This is a genomic window from Loigolactobacillus zhaoyuanensis, from assembly GCF_003946385.1.
Taxonomy (GTDB): domain Bacteria; phylum Bacillota; class Bacilli; order Lactobacillales; family Lactobacillaceae; genus Loigolactobacillus; species Loigolactobacillus zhaoyuanensis.
In genome coordinates this window covers 1-19,020 of the sequence record NZ_RHOE01000012.1, presented here as the reverse complement: position 1 = coordinate 19,020, position 19,020 = coordinate 1, and the positions used below count along the sequence as shown (strand labels likewise).

At 43.1% G+C, this 19,020-nt stretch carries 15 protein-coding genes; 3 read left to right on the top strand and 12 right to left on the bottom strand.

Annotation, left to right across the window (positions count from 1 at the left end):
• Nucleotides 1–8: 8 nt before the first annotated feature.
• The gene (gene galE / locus EKM76_RS04175; RefSeq protein ID WP_125549443.1) at nucleotides 9–1,001 is read right to left on the bottom strand and encodes a UDP-glucose 4-epimerase GalE; all 993 of its coding nucleotides are present in this window, start codon (nucleotides 999–1,001) and stop codon (nucleotides 9–11) included.
• Between the two features lie 279 nt (nucleotides 1,002–1,280).
• On the opposite strand from galE, the gene glpK reads away from it, so the two are divergent.
• The 3 genes from glpK to EKM76_RS04160 all read left to right on the top strand — a co-directional run bounded on the left by glpK (nucleotide 1,281) and on the right by EKM76_RS04160 (nucleotide 4,452).
• Nucleotides 1,281–2,792: a glycerol kinase GlpK gene (gene glpK, locus EKM76_RS04170; RefSeq protein WP_125549442.1), complete on the top strand. Its 1,512-nt coding sequence runs from the start codon at nucleotides 1,281–1,283 to the stop codon at nucleotides 2,790–2,792.
• A 178-nt stretch (nucleotides 2,793–2,970) separates the two neighbouring features.
• Nucleotides 2,971–3,849 carry a cation diffusion facilitator family transporter gene (locus tag EKM76_RS04165; protein WP_125549441.1) on the top strand — a complete coding sequence of 293 codons (879 nt, stop codon included), beginning with the start codon at nucleotides 2,971–2,973 and terminating at the stop codon, nucleotides 3,847–3,849.
• 81 nt (nucleotides 3,850–3,930) lie between these two features.
• Nucleotides 3,931–4,452 carry an HdeD family acid-resistance protein gene (locus tag EKM76_RS04160; protein WP_125549440.1) on the top strand — a complete coding sequence of 174 codons (522 nt, stop codon included), beginning with the start codon at nucleotides 3,931–3,933 and terminating at the stop codon, nucleotides 4,450–4,452.
• Between the two features lie 76 nt (nucleotides 4,453–4,528).
• Here EKM76_RS04160 and EKM76_RS04155 read toward each other — a convergent pair whose 3' ends face one another.
• From EKM76_RS04155 to EKM76_RS04110, 11 genes are all read right to left on the bottom strand, one after another.
• On the bottom strand, nucleotides 4,529–6,520 hold the full coding sequence (locus EKM76_RS04155) for a KUP/HAK/KT family potassium transporter (RefSeq protein WP_125549439.1): 1,992 nt from the start codon (nucleotides 6,518–6,520) through the stop codon (nucleotides 4,529–4,531).
• A gap of 101 nt (nucleotides 6,521–6,621) precedes the next feature.
• On the bottom strand, nucleotides 6,622–7,452 hold the full coding sequence (locus EKM76_RS04150) for a YitT family protein (protein ID WP_125549438.1): 831 nt from the start codon (nucleotides 7,450–7,452) through the stop codon (nucleotides 6,622–6,624).
• Between the two features lie 792 nt (nucleotides 7,453–8,244).
• Nucleotides 8,245–8,817, bottom strand: a complete 573-nt coding sequence (gene apf, locus EKM76_RS04145; protein ID WP_125549474.1) for an aggregation-promoting factor — start codon at nucleotides 8,815–8,817, stop codon at nucleotides 8,245–8,247.
• A gap of 470 nt (nucleotides 8,818–9,287) precedes the next feature.
• Nucleotides 9,288–10,376 (bottom strand): Ldh family oxidoreductase, encoded by a 1,089-nt coding sequence (locus EKM76_RS04140; RefSeq protein ID WP_125549437.1) that lies wholly within the window; start codon nucleotides 10,374–10,376, stop codon nucleotides 9,288–9,290.
• Between the two features lie 194 nt (nucleotides 10,377–10,570).
• A complete protein-coding gene (locus EKM76_RS04135) occupies nucleotides 10,571–13,690 on the bottom strand; it encodes an AAA family ATPase (RefSeq protein ID WP_125549436.1) in 3,120 nt (1,039 codons plus the stop codon).
• 1 nt (nucleotide 13,691) lies between these two features.
• Nucleotides 13,692–14,810 (bottom strand): exonuclease SbcCD subunit D, encoded by a 1,119-nt coding sequence (locus EKM76_RS04130; RefSeq protein ID WP_125549435.1) that lies wholly within the window; start codon nucleotides 14,808–14,810, stop codon nucleotides 13,692–13,694.
• A gap of 187 nt (nucleotides 14,811–14,997) precedes the next feature.
• A complete protein-coding gene (locus EKM76_RS04125) occupies nucleotides 14,998–15,327 on the bottom strand; it encodes a hypothetical protein (protein WP_125549434.1) in 330 nt (109 codons plus the stop codon).
• Between the two features lie 90 nt (nucleotides 15,328–15,417).
• Nucleotides 15,418–16,161 carry a class I SAM-dependent methyltransferase gene (locus EKM76_RS04120; RefSeq protein ID WP_125549433.1) on the bottom strand — a complete coding sequence of 248 codons (744 nt, stop codon included), beginning with the start codon at nucleotides 16,159–16,161 and terminating at the stop codon, nucleotides 15,418–15,420.
• Between the two features lie 74 nt (nucleotides 16,162–16,235).
• Nucleotides 16,236–16,409: a hypothetical protein gene (locus EKM76_RS13405; protein ID WP_164507578.1), complete on the bottom strand. Its 174-nt coding sequence runs from the start codon at nucleotides 16,407–16,409 to the stop codon at nucleotides 16,236–16,238.
• A complete protein-coding gene (locus EKM76_RS04115) occupies nucleotides 16,409–17,083 on the bottom strand; it encodes an NAD(P)H-dependent oxidoreductase (protein ID WP_125549432.1) in 675 nt (224 codons plus the stop codon). Before EKM76_RS04115 ends, EKM76_RS13405 begins: the two co-directional genes overlap by 1 nt.
• Before the next feature lie 42 nt (nucleotides 17,084–17,125).
• Nucleotides 17,126–18,805 carry an ABC1 kinase family protein gene (locus EKM76_RS04110; protein WP_125549431.1) on the bottom strand — a complete coding sequence of 560 codons (1,680 nt, stop codon included), beginning with the start codon at nucleotides 18,803–18,805 and terminating at the stop codon, nucleotides 17,126–17,128.
• Nucleotides 18,806–19,020: the final 215 nt, after the last annotated feature.

Below are 19,020 nucleotides of genomic sequence, written 5' to 3'. Positions count from 1 at the left end.
TACAACATTTATTTATCAGCATAACCTTGTGGGTGGCTCTGTTTCCACGCCCACGCAGTCCGAATAATATCTTCAACGTCATCGTACTGTGGTTGCCAACCTAACACTTGACGTGCTTTTTTGCTATCGGCAACCAACGAATCAGGATCACCGCCACGTCGAGGCGCAACCTTAGCCGGAATCGCTTTACCAGTCACTTTACGTGCCGCTTCCAGCATTTGCTGATTAGAGAATCCAGTTGATGAACCTAGGTTAAAGGCCTGACTTGGATTGCCTGCTTGCAAATATTCTAAAGCTAACATATGCGCGTCAGCTAAATCCAGCACATGCACGTAATCGCGAACGTTAGTCCCATCTGGCGTTTTGTAATCAGCCCCAAAAATTTGTAATTCAGCCCGTTGTCCTGCAGCAACCTGCAAAATAATCGGGATCAAATGAGTTTCCGGATGATGGTCTTCACCAATACTACCATCAGCCTTCGCGCCGGCAGCGTTAAAGTAACGTAGTGCCACAAATTTAATACCATAAGCTTCATCAGCCCAGCGGATCATGCGCTCCATCGCTAGTTTGCTTTCACCATAAGGATTGATTGGTTCTTGATGATCAGTTTCAGCGATCAATTCATTTTCAGGTTCACCATAAGTGGCCGCTGTAGATGAAAAGACCATGTACTTCACACCTTGTTCGTGCATCACTTCAAGTAAAACGATCATCCCGTAGATGTTATTATCAAAGTACTTCAACGGATCAGTCATTGATTCACCGACCAACGAAAAAGCATCCATATGAATAACGCCATCAATTTTTTCTTTTTTAAATACATTAGTCAAAAAAGTTTTATCACGGGTATCGCCTTGATAAAAGCGGGCTTTTTCGTGAACAGCAGCTAAATGCCCCGTTGATAAATTATCGACCACAACCACATCTTGTCCTTTTTCAATCAAGCGATCGACCATATGCGAGCCGATATATCCGGCACCGCCTGCTACTAAAATTGCCATACTTGCCCTCCTACTTATAATTAAGGTTAATTTCAGCCACGCCAGCTACTCATGACAAAAAAATGATTACCGAACTTATTGTAGCACAAGTCTAGCCCATCATTTGGCTAAATTATAACCGTACAGCAACAGCCATAAACTACTAGCAATAGCGTATATTATGCACATATAAATTTGACAACGCTTTCTATCATTTAACGAATCATTTATAATGAATACAGTTAAACTATTTTTAATTATGCTGATTATTTATTGGATCACCTTAAGGAGGAGCTCATTTTGGCAGAAGAGCAGTATATTTTAGCAATTGACGAAGGCACCACCAGTACACGAACGATTATTTTCGATCATCAAGGTCGTAAAGCGGCCGACTCGCAACGCGAATTTCCGCAATACTTTCCGCAACCTGGTTGGGTCGAGCATAATGCCAACGAGATCTGGAATGCTGTATTATCGACCATCGCCAATGCTTTCATTGAATCTAGTGTGAAACCAACGCAAATTGCCGGTATCGGCATTACTAATCAGCGCGAAACGACGATCGTTTGGGATAAAAAAACCGGCTTACCCATTTATAACGCCATTGTCTGGCAATCACGGCAAACAGCGGATATTGCCGCACAACTCAAGGAAGACGGTTATTCTGATTTAATTCATGATAAAACCGGCTTGCTGATCGATGCTTATTTTTCTGCCACTAAAATTCGTTGGATTTTGGATCACGTTGCCGGCGCTCAAGAACGTGCTGAAAAAGGTGAGCTTTTATTTGGCACCATCGACAGTTGGCTCGTCTGGAAACTAACTGGCGGCGAGGTCCACGTTACCGATTACTCCAACGCCAGCCGAACGATGCTATTTAATATTCATGATCTGACTTGGGATGATGAGATCCTGAAAATCTTAAATATTCCCAAAGTCATGTTGCCTGAAGCACGACCAAATTCAGAAGTCTACGGCAAAACCAAAGATTATCATTTCTATGGTAGTGAAGTCCCTATCTCTGGTATGGCTGGCGATCAACAGGCTGCGCTTTTCGGTCAAATGGCTTTTGAACCTGGTATGGTCAAAAACACTTACGGTACCGGCTCATTTATTGTCATGAATACTGGTGAAAAACCGCAAATGTCACAGCATAATCTACTGACAACGATCGGCTACGGTATCAACGGCAAAGTCTATTACGCCTTGGAAGGTAGTATTTTTGTGGCTGGCTCAGCGATTCAATGGCTGCGCGATGGTATGCACCTGATCAGCACCGCGCCAGAGTCAGAAAAACTGGCCCAAGCCTCAACCGATAATGATGAAGTTTATGTTGTGCCAGCATTTACCGGTTTAGGTGCCCCCTACTGGGATTCAGATGTACGCGGCTCAGTTTTCGGCATCACCCGCGGCACCACGCGTGAAGATTTCGTCAAAGCAACCCTTCAAGCAGTTGCTTACCAAACGCGAGATGTGGTCGATACCATGAAGCTGGATTCTGGCATTGATATTCCACTACTCAAAGTTGATGGCGGCGCCGCTAAAAATAATATGCTGATGCAATTTCAAGCCGATATTTTGGATATCCCAATTCAGCGCGCCCATGATCTTGAGACAACTGCTTTAGGCGCTGCCTTTCTCGCAGGCTTGGCTGTCGGCTACTGGCAAGATCTTGATGCCATTAAAGCTGAATATGCGGCGGGCGAAACGTTCCAACCCAATATGACAGCAGCGCGGCGGGATAATCTTTATCAAGGTTGGCAAGAAGCCGTCGCTGCAACCCAAATGTTTAAGCATAAATCATTAACGTAAACCTGCTAGTACAAAATTAAGTGGGTGCCGCCTTGGTCGTCCGCTGATTTTCGCTTGCATAAAAAAGCGCATTCAAAAAACTGCCTTTCAAACTAAAATTATGCTGGCGCACTGCTGGTTATGTGTTATAGTAAACATATGAGCAGATACTCATATAAAAGCTGAGAGGCGTGATCGTTTGACTATTACAGAAAAACAAACGCCATTTATTATTGGCGTTAGTCTCAATCTTATTTATATTGTTGCTGAATTAGGTTTTGGCTTTTCCACCAATTCGATGGCGTTGATCGCCGATGCCAGCCATAATTTTAGTGATGTTCTCGGCCTATTAGTTGCGTGGATCGCGGTTTGGTTAAGTCAAAAAGCACCAACCGCCAAGCGTACTTACGGCTATAAAAGTGCCTCAATTTTGGCGGCTTTATTCAATGCTGTCTTTTTGCTGATCGCCATTGGTGGTATCGCCACTGAGGCAATTCAGCGTTTGCAACAACCGGCCACACCACATGGCTGGACCGTGATCATCGTTGCCCTACTTGGTGTTGTCATCAATGGTCTGACCACTATTTTATTCGTCCATGGCCAGAAGGAAGACTTAAACGTCAAAGGCGCATTTATGCATATGGCCGCCGACACTGGCGTTTCCCTAGGTGTCGTTGTTACTGGGATCGTGATGTTAGTGACGGATTGGACTTGGCTAGATCCCGTGGTCAGCCTAGTGATCGCCGTCGTTATCTTAATCGGCACTTGGGGTTTGCTACGTGATGCAATCAACCTTGCGCTAAATGGAGTTCCGAACAACGTTGACATCAAAGCGATTAGTAATTGTATTGCCAGTCAACCCAGTGTTTCCAAAGTACACGATCTACACATCTGGGCGATCGGTACAACTGATAACGCACTGAGTGTCCATTTAGTCCGTAACACCGCAACCAACAATGATTGTTTCTTAAATGATCTTGATCAGCAGTTGCGCACAAGTTATAACATTCAACATATCACGATCCAGGTTGAATATGGTGATTGCCAGCAAATGGAAAATGTCGAAAACTCGATTTAATCCCCACGTTCGTGGTAAAATCAAAGCGAAAACTTTCAAAAGCTAACAATCTACCTTATTTGTGGAATAGAGGATGATACGATGCAAACATTACAACGCTACACCTGGTTACGAGCTTTGGTCTATTTTATTTTTGGTGCTGTTATCTTGCTCTTTCCCCACCCTGTTTTTAGTTTTAGCGTCTACGCAATTTCATTATATTTATTGCTTTCAGGTTGCTTTAACTTAATAAACGGACGCCGGGTACAACAGCAAAACCGTAGCTATATTTTGCCTGTTTTCAGTGGTGTCTTTAAGATCATCGCTGCTTTGTTTGTCCTAATTTTTGCCCGTGTTTTGGTCAGTATCCTACCTGTTTTTCTGGGTATCCTATTGCTGATCTACGGTATTTTCAAGCTGATCCGTACGCGTGATCAACGCCAATTCGTTAACGTGACGCCTTGGAGTGGCTTTATTTACAGTATTTTAATTATCTTGATCGGTGGCTTTCTGCTGATCAATCCATTCCGCAGTGTTTTGCTCGGCTTCCAGATATTTGGTGTTGGTCTGATCGTCATGAGTATTGGTGAAATTGTGGCTTGGTGGCAAGCACGTCGTCATTAAATTATCCCTATTTTAGGCTATACACAAACAGCGACTGACTAAAACGAATTTATCGTTTTGATCAGTCGCTGCTTTTTTATTTAATTTGTTTTAATTTAATGTGATAACGTTTCCCGAGGATCAGGGGTACCGCCTCAATACTCACGTCACTAAATTCAAGGCCGAACCATTGAATCGGCGAAGCAGTATGATTTTGCAACCAGATACGCGCACCGATGATCAACCTTTCCCAGTTAGAAATATTAGTGGCTGGTGAGAGTAGTTCACGTAGTACAACAAACCTAAAATCGCCAACGTGTCGATCAGGAATCGTGGTGTAGCGTTGCTGTTGATAATCGATTTTCTTCTCACGCATTAAATCTTGAATGATCTGCCGAATATAGACATTGATCCACTGATTACGCCGGAAACCCAGATATAACGTGACGTTGACCACGCTCTTTGTATCCATCATGTCAACCTTGTAACTTTGCGTATACGGATCATCGGTGATCACCACCGTGACAAACCAATAAACCCGTGCCCGTTTCGGTCGCTTATCCAAAATTGAATATAACATACTGCGCTTGATCATATGTCCTGGCTTCATTTTCGCCATATAAACTAGATTAGTCGCGTAAAGCGGCACAGTTTCATCCGCCGATAACTCAACTAATTGGTTGCGATAAGCTAACAACGACACATATTCACGCTCAGATTCATGGCGATCACGGATCTTATTGCCATAAAACCAAATTGCCATTACCGACAGAATCAAGCAAGTAATTAAGACGGTCACATAGCCACCGTGGGCAAATTTGACCACACTGGCAATAAAGAACACGATTTCTACTGAACCGAAAAATAAAGTGATCAATAGCGCGACTAATCGATTTATTTTTTGTTGCAAATACGTGTGTAACAATAGGGTCGTCATCAACATGGTCACTGTAATTGCTAGGCCATACGCTGCTTCCATATGCTCAGAGGTGCGAAAATACAGCGTCACGCCTACCGTCACCAAACATAATAACCAATTAACATTGCCCAAATAAATCTGGCCCCGCTCAGTACTAGGATACTTGATCACCATGCGTGGCAATATCTTCAGTCGAATCGCTTCGGCGACCAACGTAAAGGAGCCAGTTATTAGTGCTTGTGAGGCAATGATTGCGGCTAACGTTGCCACAATGATCACAAATAATTTAAACTGGGCTGGTATAACCGCAAAGAAAGGATTGGCAAAACCGCTGACAGCGTGTGAATGGTAATTACGAATCAACCACGCACCTTGCCCAAAATAACTCAAGGTTAGCATGCCATAAACAAATGGCCAGCTGGCATAAATATTTTTCTTGCCGACATGACCCATATCCGAATACAATGCTTCAGCCCCAGTTGTGGCCAGAAAAACACTGCCGAGAATGAAGACCCCGGCTTTATTGGTTGGACTAAACAGTGTTTTGACCGCATAGACTGGCGATAAAGCTTTCAATACTTCAAGGTTAGGCAACATATTAACAAAACCGATCGTCCCGATCAACGCAAACCACAATAGCATGATCGGACCAAACGCTTTACCGATCGTGGCGGTACCAAAGCGTTGGATCGTAAATAGCAGCAGCAAAATAATGATCGTAGTCAAGACCACCACATTTTGATCATTGCTAAAAACAAAGCGACCAAAGTCTTGCCCTTTTAAGCCTTCGACCGCACTGGTCACTGTCACAGCAGGCGTTAAGGTCCCATCCGCTAGCAAAGCAGCCCCACCGATCAATGCCGGAACCATCAACCAACGTGCATGCTTATGCACCAAAGCATAGAGTGCAAAAATACCGCCCTCACCATTATTATCAGCCCGCAAGGCGATCAACACGTATTTAACGGTGGTCACCAACATTAGTGTCCAAAAAATCAGAGAAATACTACCGATGATATAGTCGGGCGTTGCTTTCTGTAAACCGCCAGCATCGGCGACAATTGCGTTCATCACATACAGCGGCGATGTACCAATATCACCATACACAATTCCCAGCGTGACCAACACGCCAGCAACCGATAATTTATTGCGTAAATTATTTTTCTGCATTTACCTTACCTACTAATTTCTAAAAATTTCTAACGCTGTGGCTCGATAATAACACTTTTCTGTAACCTAAAACCAGTATTGCTTAAAATAGCCTGCCGTTTTCATAAAATTCCACCATGGACTTCCGCGACATCGTGAACCATTAAGAATGCAGCCGGATCAAGTCTCCGAATTTGCTTGATCACTTGCGGATAATCTTGATTTTCTACCACTATCATCAACATTTCCCGTGCATCCCCACTAAAGCCGCCAGTCACCTGCAAGGCAGTCAAACCGCGCGCCATATCATCAACTAATAATGCCTTAATTTCCATTTCCCGATCACTCATGACGTAGATCACCCGCTTACGATCTAGCCCCGTTTCAATGTAATTCATTAGTAATGAAGTTACTACCAACGACAACAATGCCAGCACAAAAGTTTCAAAATTAGCGGTCAATAGATTACCGAGACAAATTAAACCATCGATCACTAATAAGCTCACCGCTGGCTTGATTTGGAAGTATTTTTTCAAAATCATCGGCGGCACCGTTGTTCCACCGCTGGAAGCATCCATGCGGTATAGCAACGATACGCCAAGTGCAAAAATAACCCCACCAACAACTACAGTCAGTAGCCGGTCCTGCAAAACCTTGACTTGTGGCGTCAACGCTAAACACAATGGCAAGACGAAGCTGCCAAAAGCGATCCGCGCTACTGTTGCCCGCTCTAGAAAAAAATAAGCGATGATCAATAATATTGTATTCAATATCAGTACCACCGCAGATACTGACCAGCCAAAAGCAGCTTCCGCTAAGATAGCAACACCAGTAACACCACCAGCCGCAACGGCATGGGGCGCATAAAATAAGTTAATGCTAACGGCAATGATCTCTAAGGCAACGATCATCAGTAGAAATTGACGAATTTGGAAACGGGTAATTCGTGGCATATTGCCACCTCATTTCTTCAAGTTAACTTCCATTATGACAGAAAAAACGTTTGGTTGCTGAAATGTACCTTTTTAAGCCATCTATTTGGTGCTATCTGAGCTGAATTTCAGTAAACAATATAAAAAAAGGTTATGATATAAGTAAAATAGTTCTTTCTGAAGCATGTCTGTCCTATCAACTTGTAAACAGATTTTGTTTGGTTCCATTCCGGCGCTGGCGTATGGAACGCGTAGCACGTTGGCAGTGTTAGATCAGTATTTCATGAATTGGATCAAACGTTTTAGTTGGTTCAATCGAGATTGACCAATCGTTATTAGTGAATTCATAGTTTTATCGTAGGTTATGTGCGCATAAAAATACCGGAAAAACAGCCTTTCAACTGTTTTTCCGGTATTTATACTCTGATTACTACTTAAACAATCAACAATTGAACGTTCAATTATTGCCTGCTGGAATGGAGACGCCAGTGGACCAGATGTGTCGATAGTTCTTAATGGCGATTTATGCCATTTAGAACTATGCGTGGCTGGCGAGATCCATTTTCCCGTCCGCTTTTGGGTTTATCCAGGGAAAATTAGCTCGCCAACGCGCCACTCGCTCCGTCCACTGGCGACGGAATGGAGGCTAACTTACTCTGCTTACAGCAAACTTTAGAAAGAGCAAGTCTAAGTCGCATCGTTCGTAGTATCTAAGATATATTAGCAAAGTTGCTAATATATCTACAATTGTAGAGTGACAGACTAAGCTAAACGTCTTATGCTACACTCTTGTTTTACTGATTTATTTTAAGCCTAGTACCAGCCGTTTGCTTGCCAGAATGATTGCGCAGCCGTCCATGAACCGTAACGTGAAGTTACATAGTTATTGGCTACTGTTTCCTGATTAGCAGCTGAGTAATCACCATTTAAGTATGAAGAACTTAATTGATATTTACCAATATATTGACCGTTAGTTGCAGTGTATGAACCACCAGATTCTTTGTTGGCGATCCAAGCTTTAGCGGCTTCATCTGAACTTGAGCCAGAAGTTGTTGCTGCAGCTGTGGTTGTTGAAGCTGTTGTAGCAGCTTGAGTTGTCTGTGTTGTTTGTTGTGCCGCTTGTGTTTGTGTTGCTGCAGGTTGCGCCGCAACAGTAGTAGTTGTTGTCTGTGTCGTACCAGGCAATGTATAAGTTTGTCCCGCGTAGATCAAATGTGTGCTTGAGTTAATGCCATTTGCTTGTTCAAAAGCCGTAATTGAAACGCCATTTGCGTTAGACAATTCAGCAACAGTGTCACCTGCTTGAGCAGTTACGGTAGCTGCGCTTGCTTGAGCAACGCCACCAACGAATAAACTAGCGGCACCAACAGTAGATAAAACTAACATTTTAATACGGTTACTTAATAAAATAAAAATCACTCCTAAATTGGGTTTGTAAGATTAGTTTGTTAATAACAACGTTCACGCGACTGCTGATGTAATTCAATCAACGAGGATGATTATAGCAACTCGCTGTAACAAACAAATACCTAAACCATTACAGATCATGATTTTTACGCAATATTGTCATGCCGCTGTAATCTCTTGCAATACAACTTTTTCATACAAAGCAGATATTCTTGCTCTGATAGTCTTTTATGCCCCTTTATTTAGATTACAAAAATAGCTTTTTTATCCAAAAAACGCCAAAATATTTTTATTTTTTACATTAAAGAATGATTAAAAACGGTTATTTATCGTTGTTTTCATGTAAATACACCTATTTAGCACTAAAAATTAACTGATTTTATGTATGCTGCTGAAACAACTAAATACTAAAAAAACTTCCACCGATTATGGTAGAAGTTTCAATGAATCTATTTCATAAAAGCAGCATATTCAATTCCTAACCGCTGCGCAATATCGGTTATTTCTTCAAGTGTTCGATCATCAATTTCGATACCATTCTTTATCCGATCTTCGTAGGCAGCAGCTTCCTTATCACCATGAACATAAATAGTTTTACCCGGAATAGCTGGTAGCTCGCGAATATCTTGCAGATAACGCGAAAAGCGATCGATAATTTGCTGCTTATCGCCAAAAATAGCTGGATCAATGGCGGTAAAACTTTGACAAGGACCAACCTCTAAGTTTTCCGGTGTGATCTCAGTCGAAATATTACCCATTGATAAAATTGAGGTGAAAACTTCAACAATGATGCCTAAGCCGAAGCCTTTGTGGCTACCAGTTTCCTCAGTAACCCCACCTAATGGCGCTAAGCCAACATTTGAGTCAGGATCACGTAGCGCTTTGAAGTCGTCAACTTGATTATGATCATAAACTGGTTCAGCGCCATTTTTTGCCACCCATAGCGCTGGTAAATCTTTTTCCAACTTATTATAGACTTCAATTTTTCCCTGCGGAACGGTTGTCGTAGCACAATCAAAAATAAAAGTATGTGGTTTAGCCGGCATCGCAAACGCAATTGGATTAGTTCCAACAAATGCCTTAGTCGCATGCGTTGGTAACATTGCTGGCCGCGAGTTACACGACGACATTCCGATCAATCCCTGCTGAGCTGCCATATCAGCGTAATAACCAGCAATGCCATAATGACCTGAGCGGCGTGTAGTGACAATACCAATGCCATGCTTTTTTGCCTTTTCAATAGCTAAATTCATACTATAAATACCATTTAGTTGACCAATACCAAAATTAGCGTCCACTACGGCGCTGACATCAGTTTCTTTGACGATCTCAGGGTGACTATTCACTCGAATTTTACCATTTTGGATAAAATGATCGTACATCACCAAGCGCTGGACCCCGTGCGATTCAATTCCGTGCAGATCAGTATAAATAAGTGTGTTGGCCACCTTACGACTTGCATCTGTGGAAAAACCGTACGCCTGATAAATATTAAAGACTAATTGCTTAATTTTTTCGCTATCATACCTTTTTATCACGCTATTCACCACACCATTTAAATTATTCAACAAATCAAGTTTCGATTCACGTCTTAATATAAAGGTTAGTTATTTTTAAGTTGATTGTCAACTTGTTTTTTAATTTAATATTAATCTTAAATTAATCGTATTGTAATTATAAATTATGCTACTAAACTAAGATCCGCGTTAGTACAGCTTTTTATAACTAAAACCTACAGCTCAAAACCAAGTTGGTAGCGAACATGACTTTGCCCATTACCATTGGTCAGCACTTGCAATTGATCTGGCACGCGCTCTTGTAATTCTTTAACGTGGCTAATAATACCGATCATGCGCTGCTTACCTTCTACCGTTTCCAGCGCATCTAAGGCCGTTTCCAGCGCATCCTCATCCAACGAGCCAAAACCTTCATCAATAAACAAGGCTTCGATCTCAACGCCGCCAGATTCCTGCTGAATCACTTCGCCTAACGCTAAAGCTAATGTTAAAGCGGCAATAAAGCTTTCGCCACCGGATAATGTATGGACGCTACGCACAGCACCACAATTATCATCGTATACATCAATTTCTAAACCTGTATTTGTCCGAAAACTGCCATTAGCGGTTCGTAATTGGAATTGATAACGATCTTGCGTTAATTCGCTTAGCCGCTGATTGGCAACGTGCAGCACTTCACGCAGATAAGTTTGTAAAACGTAACGTTCCAGACTAAGTTTTTGCGGTCCATCCCCATTTGCAACTTCGGCCAGCTGCGACAATTCAGCTAACGCAGTCATTTGCTGCTGGATCCCAGCTAACTTTTCGGTCACCTTAGTCAAAACCTGCTGATCACGTTGCCAGTATTCCTTCAATTGATAGTACATTTTTTCTTGTCTTCGTAAATCGGCCGTAGTCTGCTCGAGTGTCGTCTTAAGTTTACGTAAATCAGGTGGTGCAGTGACCGTTATTTGTGTTGCCAAGCTCTGTTGCCGTGTTTCTAACTGTAATTGGTGATCATTAAATGCTTGCACTTGCTTGCGATAAGCGTTGAGTTGAGTCAATTCAGCTAAAAGTTGTTGTAACTGCGCTGCGGATTTATCGGCTTTGGCTAATGCTTGTTCCAACTCTTTTTGTTTTTGCTGCGCCTGCTGCGTGACTAGTGCCAATTGCTTAGTTTGCTCATCGACTTGTGTCTGATTAACTAGCTGAGCTTCCTTGGCTGTTTGTTGCTGTTTTGTAGCCTGGTTTAGGGCCTGTTCATAGGTCGTGATCTGTTGCTGTAACTGATTTAAATGTTGCTGTAAAGCTGCTTGATCAGTAAAATCACTAGGCAGCTGCTGTTGTTTGCTTTGTTGCTTAGTTTGTAATTTAATCAAATACTGCTGTTGTTGTTGCCGTTTGGCTTGTTGTTGCTGGATAGCAGCATGATTGCTCGTCAATTCTGTCTTAATTTCAGTTAACCGTATAGTCGCTTGAGTCAGTCGTTCTTGCTGTACTTGTTTTTCCTGTAATTCGGTTGCTAACTGGTTTTGCTGTTGACTAATAACAGTGGCTAAATCGACTAATTCCACTGCCGGTAAATCATTATTTTCAATTAAAGTCGTGACAGCTTGCTGCCAATCAGCTTGTTGCTGCTGTAAATGTTGACTAGCACTTTCAACTTGGCCCGCCAATCGTTCTACCGCTGCTTGAGCCTGTTGCCAAGCTGTTTCTGCCACCTGATAATCCTGCTCACTAACTACTTTTTCGGTTACCACTGTATCGACTTGGTGTGTGGTTGAACCGCAAACTGGACACGGTTGTCCTGGTAATAAGTCCTGCTGCAAACGAGCGATCTGCGTCAACGCCCAATCACTTTTGACTTGTAAAAAAGTAGCTTCAGTCGCCGCACTAGTCTGGTGTAACTGTGCTAACTTAGTTTGTTGCGCAGCTAACGCACTGCCAGTTGTACTTAATTGTGTTGCTTGCTGCTGTAATTCAATGATCTGTTGCTGAATTCGTTGCTGTTGTTGCTGTTGGTTGGTTAAATTGGCTAGTTCATTAGCGACCTGAGTCCCAGTGGCGACTAAATCATTTAACTGCGTCTGTTCCGTCGTCAATTCAGTTTGCTTGGCCACTAAAATTTGCTCTGCTTGGTGGGCTTGCCCTTCATCAGCAGTTGCTGCCGTGACTGCTTGCGTCAATTGAGCAACTTCTTGATAAAGTGGTAGCAAAGTCTGGCCTTGGCGTAGTTGCGCCTGCTTGGTCGTTTGCTGATCAGCTACTACTTGTAGTTTATCTAGCTGCGTTGTTGCTGTCGTTAGTGCAGCTTGTAGATCAGGTTGCTGCTGGCGTAGATCAGTCAATTTTTGTTGTAAATTTTGCTGTTGTTGTGCCAGTTGCGCCTGTTGCTGGCTTAATGGTTGGACGCCTTGTGCCCACTCTAATGCTTGAATTTGTTGCTGCAAAGCAGCTATTGCTGGTGCCTGCGCCTGCAATGCGACTAAAGCTGTTTGGTTTTCACTTTGCTCCTGCAACCATTGCAACTGTTGTTGGGCTGACGTTAAGGCCGTTTGTTGCTGTTGCTCAGCCTGTCGCGCTACCTGTACCTGTTGTTCTGCCACATTAGCTTGTTGTTCTAATTGTGGTAATTGTTGCTGCAAGGCCGCAACTGTATCATTAGGATTCGTTGCAGTAGCCCTGTCTTGAAACTCTGGCAACCAATAAGCTTGCTGCAAAATAGCACTAACTTGCTGGTTTGCTTGGGTCAATGCTTTATCAGCTTCGCGCCGCTGATTTTTCAGTTCTTGCGCCCACCGCTCATAAAGTTGCGTCCCAAATAGATTGCGTAATACTTTTTCTTTATCATTACTATCCGCCATCAAGAATTTACGAAATTCTCCTTGTGGCAATAAGACGATTTGGGCAAATTGGTTCGCATCCAAATGGAGCAAGTCCTGAATAAAACGTAGCACAAGCGTTTGCTTAGTGATCTCCTCTGTCTCCTGGCCGTGTTCATAAACTATCAACGAGACCTTAGCCGGTTGATCACGGTAGCCGTCACCACGTTTCTTCGCCACTAGCTGATCTGGCTGCCGAACGATTACATATTCACGATCACGATGGGTAAAACGAAAACTAACTTGTGTTAAATCAGCTGCCGTTGCAAAATCAGAGCGCAGCATCTTACCATCACGCTCTTGTCCCGACGTCACACCAAATAACGCGTAACAAAGGCCGTCAAAAATAGTCGTCTTACCGCTACCTGTTTTACCACTAATTAAAAATAATGGCAGTTCCTGAAATTTTGTGAAATCAATAGTTTCTTGCGCATAAGGGCCAAAATTGGTCATGGTTAGCGTTAAGGGACGCATTTTATTCACCCTCCTTTTGAGCATCTTTAAGCGCAGTTGCTGCCCACTTTTGTTGTTGCTGAGTCAGCTTTTGTTCCGTTGTTTCTTGAAAAAAATCGTCTAGTAGTACTAATGGCGAACGTACTTGTACCTGAATAGTCGGTGCGGCAGTGGCTTCACGGCCGTTTTTACGAGTTAAATTTAAAATATTGGGGTAAATCTTTCGCAATTCTTGCATCACATTGGGGATCACTTTAGTATCGGTTAAATTAATTGCCAGATAACTATCCCGCTGGACTTGCGCATAATACGCCGGATCGATCAGCTCAGCAAAACTAGCCGTTAGCTCAACCACATCCCGTAATGGTGTTAATGGTAGAAACGCGGCGTGAAATGGTTCCGTATCAACCAACCAGACCCCCTTTTGCTGCTGGGCTTCCGACACAGAAAATTTTAGCGGTGAGCCACTATACTTGATTCGCTCAGTGTGCAATGCCGTTTCATTATGTAAATGACCGAGCGCAACATAATCAAAAGCAGCTAAGCTATCAGTTGGTACTGCATCCAAGCCACCAACGGTTACTTTAGTCTCTGAATCGCTTTGTTGGCTACCTGCAGCAAAGAAATGCGCCACCAACACATGCTTCTTATCCGGCTTAAATTGTTTCTGCATTGCCGCCACGATTGGGGGCATCGCCTGGGCGATCGTTCGTAACTTATCATCGGCAAAATATTGACGTGCTGCAAAAGGTTCAAAATAAGGCAGCAAGAAAAATTGCGTGTCCGCTAATTCGATTGGCGTAAACGCCTGACTTAATTTTGTATGCAAATAAAAATCAGTGGCCGCAAACCACGGACTGCCTGTTTCCAAACGAATCGCACTATCATGATTGCCGGAAATTGCCAATAAGGGTAAATGTGCCGTTAAATTAATTTCCTGCAACATCTGGTTAACCGTTGCGACGGCACGTTCATTCGGCAGCGCCCGATCATAAATATCGCCGGCCAATACGATCGCATCGACCTTTTCTTGTTGGGCTAGTGTTAAAATTTGCCGAAAAGCATCTTCCTGTTCCGACCACAGATCATAGCCGTGTAGTTTTTTACCGATATGCCAATCAGCTGTATGTAAGAAGCGCATCCTTACGCCTACTTTCTAAAAATTATTTTTATTTAGCCGTTACTTTTATTATTTATTTAATGTCACTATAACATATATTTACGGATTAGAGAACACACGTTTGCGTTCGATGTTGGCTCAAAAGCTGCCAGTAACAAATATAGTAGGGTCGCGACAAAATTAATTCCGTCACGACCCTACTATTTAATTAATACGTGTATTCATCGTAAACTAATTCGATTTGTTGTTTGCGTGGTGTAAAATTGATACTGCTAACTGGTTGCGCCAAAATTTTTTCGTATTCATCTAATACATCTACTGGCAACGGTGTAAACATTTTTAGTTCATTGACTAATTGATTGATCCCAGTAATTTCTTGCAAGTCGATAAAAATCCGAATCTTACCCAAAACATCATTGAGTAAGTCAGTTAAAATACTATTCGGCTTGCCAGCCGTATCCGTCATAACAAGTTGCTGCACATCAACCGGCGTATGGTCGATGGTAACCATTTTTAGCACGTCAAATACCGTTATCATTTTTGCACCTCACGATTATTTTCGTTACTTTGCTTATATTATAGCCGCCTCAAGCTAAATTAGCCACCGTCAATGCAGCAAAATATCTAGCTAAACTCGCCAGATCAAAGTCTTAAAAATATAGGTTTGTTGCGCCGTGATCTCTGATCGTTGTGCAAACCGTTGTGCTAACCATTGCTGGAATATCAGCTGTTGCGGCGCAGATAAGTCAGCCATTAATTCAGCTTCCAGCATTGCTTGAGTGACTTGTTCCGTTAGCTGGTAGGTGAAGGTGCGTTGCCACGGCTGGTAACCGAGTTGTTGTACCTGCTTTTCGTAGGCAATAAAAATTGCCGCGTCATTAGTTGGATCCTCAACTGGTGGTAGCTCAAGTAATTGCTGCAACTCGGTAGTAATGCTATCTGTATGCGTCACCGCACGATTTAGCACCGCAAAGTGACCCGCTAACTGGCTAAATTTAGCTAGTTCATCGGGCGCTAGCGGCAACATACTGGCAAAAACCACGTCAGCTTGTGGCTGTGCTGGTAGTTGTGACCAAGCAGCATGCTGAAATTTTAAATTGGTCAAGCTCGTATTAGCAACAACTTGCCGCGCAAAATTTAACATTTGCTGTGAAATATCACTGATCGTGACTTGCCGCGCCACCTGGGCAAACGGTAAAGCAAACCGACCAGCGCCGCCGCCAATATCCAGCACACTCGCCTCTGGTAAAATATTTTGTTGACTTAAATAGCGCGTTAGATCAGCGGTGATCGGTAAGCGCGATTCATTCTGTGCCGCCACGTAATCCGGCGCAAAATCATCCCAGAACTCAGCGGTTTCTTGATCATCCATTGTGGTCTCCCTTCTTGGAAAACAGCAATCCAAATAATTTTCAAGCTGTGAGTTAGTCTAAATAACGCTGATTTTCACCAAGCTTGCTCATCCCAGCTACGACCATCGATCTCACCTTGAGCTTGCTCAATTCGCTTTTCTTGTTCCAATGCCAACTGACTTAGCGCTTGAAAAAAAGCCCGTTCTTCATAGTCGCTACTTGTTTGCGCCAATTGTTGTGCCGTTTGATATAACCAAGAATCGGCCATTATTCATCCTCCCGCATCTGTTCTACCGTCCAGCGTAATTCCGCTAAGTTATCTCGATTAGTGGCAAGTTGCTCACCTAATAATTGTAGTGTTTCTTTTTGCATCGCCGGCGCACGGGTCGTCATTTGCTGCAATCGCTGTTCAAACCACTGTTGCCGCTGCTCAAAAGTTGCCGGCTGCGGCAAAGTCAAATATTGTTGATAATCGATCAACAGTTGTTGTTGCTGGATCTCAGTTTGATATTTAAATTGATGGATCGCAAATGGTGGCAACCAACGTAACCCCAACTTATTGGCCAACGCTTGATATGGCCGCAATAATTCGGCTAGCGTAAATTGTTCTGCAGCGCCAGATTGGTACGCACTCGCCTTTGTATCAGTCGTGACCACAATGCCTAGTTCTTTGCCAGCCAACGATTGCTGGCGCAAGGCAAACTCACTAGTTAATACCTGATCTTGCCAGCTTTTTAGAATCGCCGGCGCACTGTACCAATAAAGCGGAAATTGCCAAATGATCCGCTCCGCGCTAAGTAGCTTAGCTTGTTCTGTTGCTAGTGTAAATGGTGCCTGCAACGGGCGCCAAGTTGCATCAGCTAAATTAGCGCCTTGCCGTAAAAATTGTTGTGTACTCGATTCCGCCAATTGCGGGTGAGCGACAATAATTAAAGTTTGCATTATATTCCCTCTTAAATTTAAATAGAAGATTTGTGGCTCACGCTAATGTTTATGGTGCCAGCGTTGATAACGATGGTATAAATTACTACCAAGTAAACTCAGCATCACCAATAACGCAGCGCTATAACCCAGTAAGCCAAGCTTGGCGATCGCATCGCCTGGCTGCCGTGACTGAACTAGTAGCGAGGAGCCAATGATCAACGCCGCTAAAATAATCGCGATCACCAATCGATTGATGATTGCTTCAAGTCGGTCCAGCAGACCATCGCGCTGTTTAAATTCTAAATTCACTTTGGTATCGCCGCGCTCGAAAATTTCAAGCGCGCTGAGTAACTTCAAAGGTAACTGTGGAACGGCTTTAGTGAGTTGCCATAATCTAAGTGCCCCCACTTCAGACTCATGTCGCCAATCAAAATGTTGCTGAAAATAATCTTTGGCAAATTGCTGTGCCACAGTTAGCATCGATAAATCTGGCGCTAATTGGGCAACGGTTCCTTCCAACACGCCAAAAGCTTTAAGTAATAAGGTAACTTCCGGCTTCATTTGTAATTGGTTAGCGCGACAAAGCTGGATAATACCATAAAGTAAGCTCTCAAAATCGATCTCGCCTAGCCCAGCATTAAAATACGGCTGCATAAATGCGCCTAACTGTTGGTAGAAGCTTTCCTCATCCACCGTACCGACCCGATTACAAATCACTAACACAGCTTGACCGATTTGGCGGCTATCCTTACTAGTGACCGCAATAACAACGTTAGCCAAGCCAGTGATCAGCGCTGGTGTTAGTTGCCCCATCATCCCAAAATCTAAATAGACCAACCGGTATGCCGGCAAGTTTTCTGTTTGGGTATAAGTTAAATTAGCGCGCTGAAAAGTGCGCTTAGTTTGAGTCACAGGCGGGATTTTCGTTTGTGTCAATAAAATATTACCTGGATGGGGATCAGCATGAAAGAAACCGTCAGTAAATACTTGCTTTAGAAAATTATGGACCAGTGTATCAGCTAAATATTGGCGCTGCGTTGTTGACATATCCGGCAAATAACTTGCGATACTTTTGCCCGGCATTGCTTGATTAACTAAAACCGTTCCCTGTGAAAGTTCAGTATCTATTTTAGGCACACGGATAATATCCCAGTCATTATTTAATTCATAGAACCGTTGACCGTTAGTTATTTCGAGTTGCATATTTAATTCACTAAACAACGCATGCTTAATTTCCCGAAAAATGGCTTGCGGATCGATCACACTAGCTTCAGGAACAAACTTAAGCAGACTGATGGCCTTTTGAAACAAGGCCAGATCAGTGATCACCGCGGCACGAATATTGGGGTGTTGCACCTTCACCACTACCTGCTGACCACTTTTAGTAACTGCGTGGTGCGCTTGGCCCATTGATGCTGAAGCAAAAGCCTGTTGTTCAAATTGCTGATATTGTGCCGTCAAGGGCTGACCAGTTTGTGCTTCAATAGTCGCTTTAACCTGCGTAAAATCATCAGCCGGCACCTGATCTTGCAACTCTTTTAGCGCATTAGCAAACTCCGGCGTCACCAAATCCGTTCGTGTCGATAACATTTGGCCAACTTTAATAAAGGTGGGCCCCAGCTCAATAAAAGCTTGGCGAACCTGCTCTGGGTGCGTTTGATGAGTAAAATCATGTAACACATTATATTGACGTAACACTTTAATAATTTGCCATAAACGAGTCCGTTTACTTGGTTTCATCGCTGGCACCACCTTTTAGCTTCATCTTACCATAAGCAAAAATGTCCGCACGAAAAAAGAGCCTAATGCGATAATCCCTTTATGGTTGTCAGATGAAATACAATAATTCATCTAACAACTATGGAGGGATTTTTGTATGCCCAGATCTAAACATACGGTACTCGAAAAATTAGCAATCTTAAAGGAACTTACCCAATCAAAAACTGGACTACGGC

Excerpts from the sequence above, each read along its gene's own strand:
- galE (WP_125549443.1), bottom strand. The coding sequence starts at position 1,001 with ATGGCAATTTTAGTAGCAGGCGGTGCCGGATATATCGGCTCGCATATG.
- EKM76_RS04160 (WP_125549440.1), top strand. The coding sequence starts at position 3,931 with ATGCAAACATTACAACGCTACACCTGGTTACGAGCTTTGGTCTATTTT.
- EKM76_RS04155 (WP_125549439.1), bottom strand. The coding sequence starts at position 6,520 with ATGCAGAAAAATAATTTACGCAATAAATTATCGGTTGCTGGCGTGTTG.
- EKM76_RS04150 (WP_125549438.1), bottom strand. The coding sequence starts at position 7,452 with ATGCCACGAATTACCCGTTTCCAAATTCGTCAATTTCTACTGATGATC.
- apf (WP_125549474.1), bottom strand. The coding sequence starts at position 8,817 with ATGTTAGTTTTATCTACTGTTGGTGCCGCTAGTTTATTCGTTGGTGGC.
- EKM76_RS04135 (WP_125549436.1), bottom strand. The coding sequence starts at position 13,690 with ATGCGTCCCTTAACGCTAACCATGACCAATTTTGGCCCTTATGCGCAA.
- EKM76_RS04130 (WP_125549435.1), bottom strand. The coding sequence starts at position 14,810 with ATGCGCTTCTTACATACAGCTGATTGGCATATCGGTAAAAAACTACAC.
- EKM76_RS04125 (WP_125549434.1), bottom strand. The coding sequence starts at position 15,327 with ATGATAACGGTATTTGACGTGCTAAAAATGGTTACCATCGACCATACG.
- EKM76_RS04120 (WP_125549433.1), bottom strand. The coding sequence starts at position 16,161 with ATGGATGATCAAGAAACCGCTGAGTTCTGGGATGATTTTGCGCCGGAT.
- EKM76_RS13405 (WP_164507578.1), bottom strand. The coding sequence starts at position 16,409 with ATGGCCGATTCTTGGTTATATCAAACGGCACAACAATTGGCGCAAACA.
- EKM76_RS04115 (WP_125549432.1), bottom strand. The coding sequence starts at position 17,083 with ATGCAAACTTTAATTATTGTCGCTCACCCGCAATTGGCGGAATCGAGT.
- EKM76_RS04110 (WP_125549431.1), bottom strand. The coding sequence starts at position 18,805 with ATGAAACCAAGTAAACGGACTCGTTTATGGCAAATTATTAAAGTGTTA.